General features: G+C 68.3%; 3 protein-coding genes. 2 read left to right on the top strand and 1 reads right to left on the bottom strand.

Annotated elements, in window-relative coordinates:
* Nucleotides 1–160: 160 nt before the first annotated feature.
* Complete coding sequence (gene hrpA / locus AB0M65_RS39360) at nt 161–4,054, top strand: ATP-dependent RNA helicase HrpA (RefSeq protein ID WP_364040233.1); 3,894 nt, start codon at nt 161–163, stop codon at nt 4,052–4,054.
* Between the two features lie 260 nt (nt 4,055–4,314).
* Here the strand turns inward: hrpA and AB0M65_RS39355 are convergent, their stop codons facing one another.
* Entirely contained in the window at nt 4,315–6,015 is a 1,701-nt protein-coding gene (locus tag AB0M65_RS39355; protein WP_364040230.1) for a bifunctional 3'-5' exonuclease/DNA polymerase, read from the bottom strand.
* Nucleotides 6,016–6,169: 154 nt separating this feature from the next.
* On the opposite strand from AB0M65_RS39355, the gene AB0M65_RS39350 reads away from it, so the two are divergent.
* Complete coding sequence (locus AB0M65_RS39350; RefSeq protein WP_364040227.1) at nt 6,170–7,804, top strand: acyl-CoA synthetase; 1,635 nt, start codon at nt 6,170–6,172, stop codon at nt 7,802–7,804.
* The last annotated feature ends 86 nt before the right edge of the window (nt 7,805–7,890 follow it).

The raw sequence follows: 7,890 nt of genomic DNA, 5'->3' as shown, positions 1-7,890 counted from the left end.
GAGCAATTCGTCCTCTGGTTGCGGTAGTTCGTATCGCCAACTACCGCAACCAGAGGACGAAACGCGCGGGTGTGGTGGGGGGTGTGGTGGGGGGTGTGGTGGTGACGTGCGGGATATTCGGAAGCCCTGATCGTCACGCACGGCTATCCTGGTGCCGGTCATGGCTGGTTCCACAACTTCCCCGCTCGGCGCCCTGCGCGCTCGCCTGCCCGAACTCATGTCGCGCGACGAGCACCGCCTCCGGCGCCGGCTCGACGGTGCCCGGAAAGCGCGGGACGCCGAGTCGATCACCGCGCGGATCGAGGCCGACATCGAGGCCGCGGAACTGCGGGTCACCCGCCGCCGCGACGGCGTCCCCGAGATCTCGTATCCCGAAGAACTGCCGGTCAGCCAGCGCAAGGACGACATCGCCGCCGCCATCCGCGACCACCAGGTGGTGATCGTCGCGGGCGAGACCGGCTCCGGGAAGACGACCCAGCTGCCGAAGATCTGCCTCGAACTCGGGCGCGGGATCCGCGGTCAGATCGGGCATACGCAGCCGAGGCGGCTGGCGGCGCGCACGGTCGCCGACCGGATCGCCTCGGAGCTGCACACCGAACTCGGCGAGGCCGTCGGCTACAAGGTCCGGTTCACCGACCAGTCCGGCCAGGACACGCTGGTCAAGCTGATGACCGACGGCATCCTGCTCGCCGAGATCCAGACCGACCGGATGCTGCGGCAGTACGACACGCTGATCATCGACGAGGCACACGAGCGCAGCCTCAACATTGACTTCATCCTCGGCTACGTCAAACAGCTCCTGCCGCGCCGTCCCGATCTCAAAGTGATCATCACCTCGGCGACCATCGATCCGGAGCGGTTCTCCCAGCATTTCGACGACGCGCCGATCGTCGAGGTCTCCGGCCGGACGTATCCGGTCGAGGTCCGCTATCGGCCGATCGTCGACCCTGACGACCCGGACGCCGACTCCGATCGCGATCAAACGCAGGCCATCTGCGACGCCGTCGACGAACTCCAGCACGAGGGTCCCGGCGACATCCTGGTGTTCCTCTCCGGTGAGCGGGAGATCCGCGACGCCGCGGACGCACTGTCCAGACAAGACCTCCGCAATACCGAGATCCTGCCGCTGTACGCGCGGCTTTCGTCGTCGGATCAGCATCGGGTGTTCCAGCGGCACACCGGGCGCCGGGTCGTCCTCGCCACGAACGTCGCCGAGACGTCGCTGACCGTGCCGGGTATCAAGTACGTCGTGGACCCCGGCACCGCGCGGATCTCGCGCTACAGCCACCGCACCAAGGTCCAGCGGCTGCCGATCGAGCCGGTCTCGCAGGCGTCGGCGAACCAGCGCAAGGGCCGCTGCGGGCGTACTTCGGACGGTATCTGCGTCCGGCTGTACTCCGAGGACGATTTCGACGCGCGGCCCGAGTTCACCGATCCGGAGATCCTGCGGACCAACCTCGCGTCGGTCATCCTGCAGATGACCTCACTCGGCCTCGGCGACATCGCGGCGTTCCCGTTCGTGGAACCGCCGGATCGCCGTCAGGTGGCCGACGGCGTCCAGTTGCTGCAGGAACTCGGCGCCTTCGAGATGACCGATGGCAAGAAACTCACCGAAACAGGCCGCAAACTCGCCCTGCTCCCGGTCGACCCGCGGATGGCGCGGATGGTGCTGGAGGCCTCGCGTAACGGCTGTGTGCGCGAAGTGATGATCATCGCCGCCGCACTGTCCATTCAGGACCCACGTGAGCGGCCGTCGGAGAAGCAGCAGGCCGCCGACGAGCAGCACGCGCGGTTCGCCGACAAGACGTCCGACTTCCTGGCGTACCTGAACCTGTGGGAGTACGTCAGCGAGCAGCAGAAGGCGTTGTCCACCAACCAGTTCCGCCGGTTGTGCCGTAACGAGTACCTGAACTACCTGCGTATCCGCGAGTGGCAGGACATCTTCAGCCAGCTGCGTCAGCTGGCCAAACCACTCGGCATCACCCTCAACACCATCGGCTCGGTCGATCCGCAACGGGTGCACACGTCGCTGATCGCCGGGCTGTTGTCGCATGTCGGGCTCAAGGATCCGGCGAAGGGCGACTATCTCGGCGCGCGCGGGGCACGGTTCTCGGTGTTCCCCGGTTCGGCCCTGTTCAAGAAGCAGCCGCGGTTCGTGATGTCGGCCGAACTGGTCGAGACCTCGCGGCTGTGGGGCCGGGTCAACGCGCGGATCGAGCCGGAATGGGTCGAGCCGCTCGCGGGTCACGTGGTGAAGCGGAACTATTCCGAGCCGCATTGGGAACGCAAGCAGGGCGCGGTGATGGCCTTGGAGAAGGTGACGCTGTACGGCGTCCCGCTGGTCGCCGATCGCCGCGTGAACTACGGCCGCGTCGACCCGGAACTGAGCCGCGAACTGTTCATCCGGCACGCGCTGGTCGAGGGCGACTGGGAGACGCGGCACAAGTTCTTCTCGGAGAACCGCGCGCTTCTGGAAGAGGTCGAAGACCTGGAGAACCGGGCGCGCCGCCGCGACATCCTGGTCGACGACGAGACGCTGTTCGAGTTCTACGAGCAGCGCGTTCCGGCCGACGTCGTCTCCGCACGCCACTTCGACAGCTGGTGGAAGAAGGCGCGGCACACCGAGCCCGACCTGCTGAGCTTCGAGAAGACGATGCTCATCAACGAGACCGCGGGCGGTGTGCGTGAGGCCGACTACCCCGACTTCTGGACGCAGGGCACGCAGACCTTCAAGCTCACGTATCAATTCGAGCCTGGCGCGGACGCGGACGGTGTCACCGTGCACATCCCGCTGCCGGTGCTGAACCAGGTGACTCCGGACGGTTTCGACTGGCAGGTCCCCGGCCTGCGTGAAGAGCTCGTGACGCAGCTGATCAAGTCGCTGCCGAAGGTGATCCGGCGCAACTTCGTGCCGGCACCCGACCACGCGAAGCTGGTGCTGTCGCGGGTCGGCCCGGCGGACGGGCCGCTGATGCACGCCGTCGCCGACGAGCTGGAAGCACTGCGCGGGGTGGTGATTCCCGACGACGCCTGGCAGCTGCCCGCGGTACCCGAGCATCTGAAGATGACCTTCCGCGTGGTCGACGTCCGCGGCAAGAAGGTGTCCGAGGGCAAGGACATCGACGCGCTGAAGCGGGATCTGAGCGGCCAGGTGCGCGCGACGATCTCGAAGGCCGCCGACAGCATCGAGCGCGAGGGCCTGACGACACCCGCGTTCGGCGAGCTGCCGAAGGTGTTCGCGAGCAAACAGCGGGGGCACGACGTCAAGGCGTATCCGGCACTCGTCGACGAAGGCGGGACCGTCGCGGTGCGGCTGCTGGACACGCCGGGCCAGCAGGAACAGTCGATGTGGGCGGGTACGCGGCGGATGCTGCGGCTGAACCTGCCGTCACCGATGAAGTTCATCACCCGCAACCTGGGCAATACGTCGAAACTCGTGCTGAACCGCAATCCGCACGGTTCGGTGGCGGCGTTGCTCGAAGACTGCGTCGATTGCGCTGTCGACCAGCTCGTCGCCGACAACGGCGGTCCGCGCTGGGACGAGGCCGGTTTCGCCGTCCTGCGGGAAAAGGTGCGTGCCGGGCTGAACGCCGGGGTGCTGGACGTCCTGACGAACGTCGAGAAGATCCTGCGCGCGGCCAACGACGTCGAGACCCGGCTGGCCGACACCCGCGGCCCGGCGGATTCGCTCGCGGATATCCGGTCGCAGCTGGACGGCCTGGTGCACAAGGGTTTCGTGACCGAAACCGGACAGGACAGGCTGAAGCACGTCGTCCGCTACCTGCGCGGCATCGAACGGCGGCTGGAGAAACTCCCGACCGAGCCGACCCGCGACATCCAGCGCACCGGCGACGTCGCGTGGCTTCGCAACGAGTACAAGGCGGCGCTGGACGCGTTGCCGCCGGGGACGAGTTCTCCCGCGCTGCGGGAGATCCGGTGGATGATCGAGGAACTGCGGGTCAGCTTCTTCGCCCAAACCCTCGGCACCGCCCACCCCGTCTCCCTGAAGCGCGTCATCAAGGCACTGGACGACGCCGCCGCTGCCCGCAATTAGTCCTCTAGTTGCGGTCACTTGGCGTCGGCATAGGTGTCCACGACGGCGATGTGCAGCGTGCCCCCAATGCGGCATTGGAGACGTCGAGTGTCCCCAATGCCGCATTGGGGGCATCCCGACCCCGGCACGGCACCACGCTTGCCGGGGTGACGCGGCTCTTGCTCGTGGCCCCGCGACACCGCTTCCCCGGCGGGCCGCACCGGACCAAGTCGGCACCGCCGGTCGCGCACGGCTCGTCGCATTTAGTCCTCTAGTTGCGGTCACTTGGCGTCGGCATAGGTGTCCACGACGGCGATGTGCAGTGGGAACCGCACCGGGCAAGCGGCACCGAACAGCATCCGCGCAGCCTCCGTCATGCTGTCCACAATGGACTGAGAGACTTCGTCGGCGAACTCGGCCGGGGTGTGCACCAGTACCTCGTCGTGCTGGAAGAACACCAGACGCGCGGGGGAGGGGAGCCTGCCGCGCAGGGTCGCCAGCAGGACCGCGGTCATATCCGCCGCACTCGCCTGCACGACGAAGTTCCGGGTGAACCGCCCCCAGCCACGCGACGCCTGACGTGCCTTGGTCTCGGACGCCTCGTCATCGGTGAAGCCGCCGGTCAGCGCGCGCCATGCCTCCGATGGCGCGGGTGACGTCCTGCCCAGCCGGGAGCGGACCCGCTCGCCGCGTTCCCCGGCCTGCGCGGCACGCTCCACATAGGACACCGCGTCCGGGAACCTGGTCCGCAGCAACGCCAGCAGCGGGCCCGCCTCGCCGGACGTGCCGCCGTACATCGCCGAAAGCATCGCGATCTTCGCCCGGTCGCGATCGTCCCTGTCGTCCCACGCGGGCACCGGCACGCGACGCACGCCGGAGAACATCGCCTCCGCCAGGCTCGCGTACAGATCCGTGGCCGCCGCGACGTCGGCCAGCTTGCGATCCCCGGACAACGCCGTGAGCACCCGCGGCTCCAGCTGAGCGGCGTCGGCGACCACCAGTTTCCAGCCTGGATCGGCGCGGACGCAGGTCCGCAGCACCTTCGGGATCTGCAGTGCGCCGCCACCTCGGCTCGCCCAGCGCCCCGACACCACGCCGCCGACGATGTAGTGCGGGCGGAACCGGCCGTCGTGCACCCATTCGTCGAGCCAGGCCCAGCCGTTGGCCGAATGCAGCCGCGCGAGTTCCTTGTACTCCAGCAGTGGCGGGACGGCGGGGTGGTCGATGTCGCGCAGCAGGTACTTCCTCGCCGACGTGACCTCGATGCCTTCGCGGCCCAGCGCCCGGACGACGCTGGCGGGCGCGTCCGGGTTGACCGGACGGCCGCCGAACGCGGCACTGATCTTCGCCGCGAGTTCGACCAGCCGTTTCGGCCGCTGCCCGGCCGGGACACGCGGGCCGAGCTGGTCGGCGAGCAGTTCGAGGTGCAGATCGGCCCGCCACGGCAGCCCGTCGGACGACATCTCCGCGGCGGCCAGCGCACTCGCCGACTCGGCCGCGAAGAGCAGCCGGAGCCGTTCCGGATGCTCGGTCAGCGCGATCCGCTTCTCCTGGTCGGCCAGCACCCGGCGAGCGGCCTCGACGACGGTGACCCCGGCGGGCAAACGCGGGCCGCGGGTCTCGAACAGCGTCGGCTGGTCGTCCTCGGCCCACAGCGGCGGCTCGTCGGCGGGTGCTTCCTGCCCGTTCGCCCTGGCCAGCGCCGCACGCAGGCTTCGCGACTCCTTCGGCCTGCCCTCGTGCGCCAGCAGCAGACCCTCGGTCAGTGCCAGGTCATGACAGCGCCGGACCCGGACCCCGGCCTTGATCAGCGCCGGGTACGTCCCTTCGACCGACGGCAGGACCCAGCGCGGCGAATGCCCGGTCTCCAGGCTTCGCACCGCGTCGACGAACTCCGGGAGCTTCAGGCCGTGCCGCAGCGGCTGCCCGGGAATCGAGATCGCGAAGTCGCCATCTTCCTCTTGACCTGCGATCGCCTGCACGTTGCCATTGTGCTAGTCGGCTACGACATTTCTGTCACGAGGACGCTAGTGCGCCTGCGCTACCGGTCGGCTACTGTCGAGTAGCAACCCATACCGCCGGTACGTGAACGTCGGCGGCATGGTGTCTCGCCGCAGCAGCAACGGAGGTGCCCGGATGAGAAACCCCACCGGCCTCGCCACCTTGGTGGCGGGCAAGGTGACCGAGACCGTGCGGAGCATCGACGTGATGCGCCAGGCAGGCCTGCTCCCGATCCCGCGGGTCGACGAGGGTCTGCGTGCGCTGGTCACGGTGCGGAAGTGGGGCCCGTTCGCCGGCGCCACCATGATCGCCGCCCGCCGGGACCCGACCGCGACCGGCATCATCGACGAGCTCGGACCGCTGACCTTCAAACAACTCGACACGCAGTCGAACGCGCTGGCCAGGGCATGGGCGGAACGCGGACTCGGCCCGGGTTCGGTGATCGCCGCGCTGTGCCGCGACCACCGCGGTCTCGTGCTGACGATGCTCGCCTCCGGCAAGCTCGGCGCCAAGCTGCTGCTGATGAACACCGGATTCGCCAAACCGCAGCTCGCGGATGTCGCGAAGCGCGAAGCCGTCACGGCGCTCGTCTACGACCAGGAGTTCACCGACCTGCTGGACGCGATCGAGGGCGACGTCGACCACTATCTCGCCTGGGTCGATCCGGACACCGGACGCTCAAGCGACATCCCGATCGTCACCGAACTGGTGGCCAGCACCGACGACCGGCCGTGGCCCGCACCCGCGAAACCGGGCGGGTTCATCCTCCTGACCAGCGGCACCACCGGGACGCCCAAGGGTGCGCCGCGGCCGCACACCTCCGCGCTCGCGTCGGCGCAGTTCCTCGACCGCATCCCGCTGCGGACCGGCGAAGCGACCTATATGGGTGCGCCGCTGTTCCACGGTACGGGGCTTTCCCAGTTCATCCTGTCCTTCGCGCTCGGGTCGAAGGTCGTCATGCGGCGCAAATTCGTGCCGGAGGAGACGCTGCGCGGGGTCGCGGAGTACGGCTGCACCACGCTGGTGCTGGTGCCCACGATGTTGCAGCGGATCGTCGACCTGCCGGAAGAGATCCGCGCCAAATACGACACGTCGTCGTTGCGGATCATCTTCCTCGCCGGTTCCGCACTGTCCCCGGATCTCGGGAACCGCGCGACCGCCGCGTTCGGCGACGTCGTGCACAACCTCTACGGCTCCACCGAGGTCGCGGTCGCGACGGTCGCGACGCCGGAGGACTGGCGGAAGGCCCCCGGCACCGTCGGCCGCGCGCCGGTCGGCTGCAAGGTCGCGCTGTACGACGAAAGGGGCGGCAAGATCACCGAGCCGCATGTCACCGGCCGGGTTTTCGTCGGCAGCGGGCTGAGTTTCCAGGGCTATACCGACGGGCGGCACAAGGAGATCATCGACGGTCTCCTCTCCAGCGGTGACGTCGGGCACTTCGACGAGGACGGCTTGTTGTTCATCGACGGTCGCGACGACGAGATGATCGTCTCCGGCGGCGAAAACGTCTTCCCGATCGAGGTGGAGAACCTCCTGGTCGAACGCGAGGACGTGCTCGAGGCGGCCGTCGTCGGCGTGGAGGACCCCGAGTTCGGGCAGCGGCTGAAGGCGTTCGTTGTGCGGGCCGAGAAGTCGGACCTGGACGTCGACGGCGTGCGTGAGTACGTCAAAGCGAACCTCGCCCGGTACAAGGTGCCGCGTGACGTGGAGTTCCTCGACGAACTACCGCGCAACGCGACCGGGAAGGTGCTGCGGAACAAGCTGCACTAGGGCTTACAGCTTCGTGAGTGTTTTTGGGGGTTGTTACGGCCCCAAAAAAACACCAGAACCCCCCCCCCCGGGAACCGGCGCAGGGG

The organism is Amycolatopsis sp. NPDC051071 (genome assembly GCF_040682875.1).
In the GTDB taxonomy this organism is placed as follows: domain Bacteria; phylum Actinomycetota; class Actinomycetes; order Mycobacteriales; family Pseudonocardiaceae; genus Amycolatopsis.
This window is presented reverse-complemented; position numbering and strand designations above follow the sequence as displayed.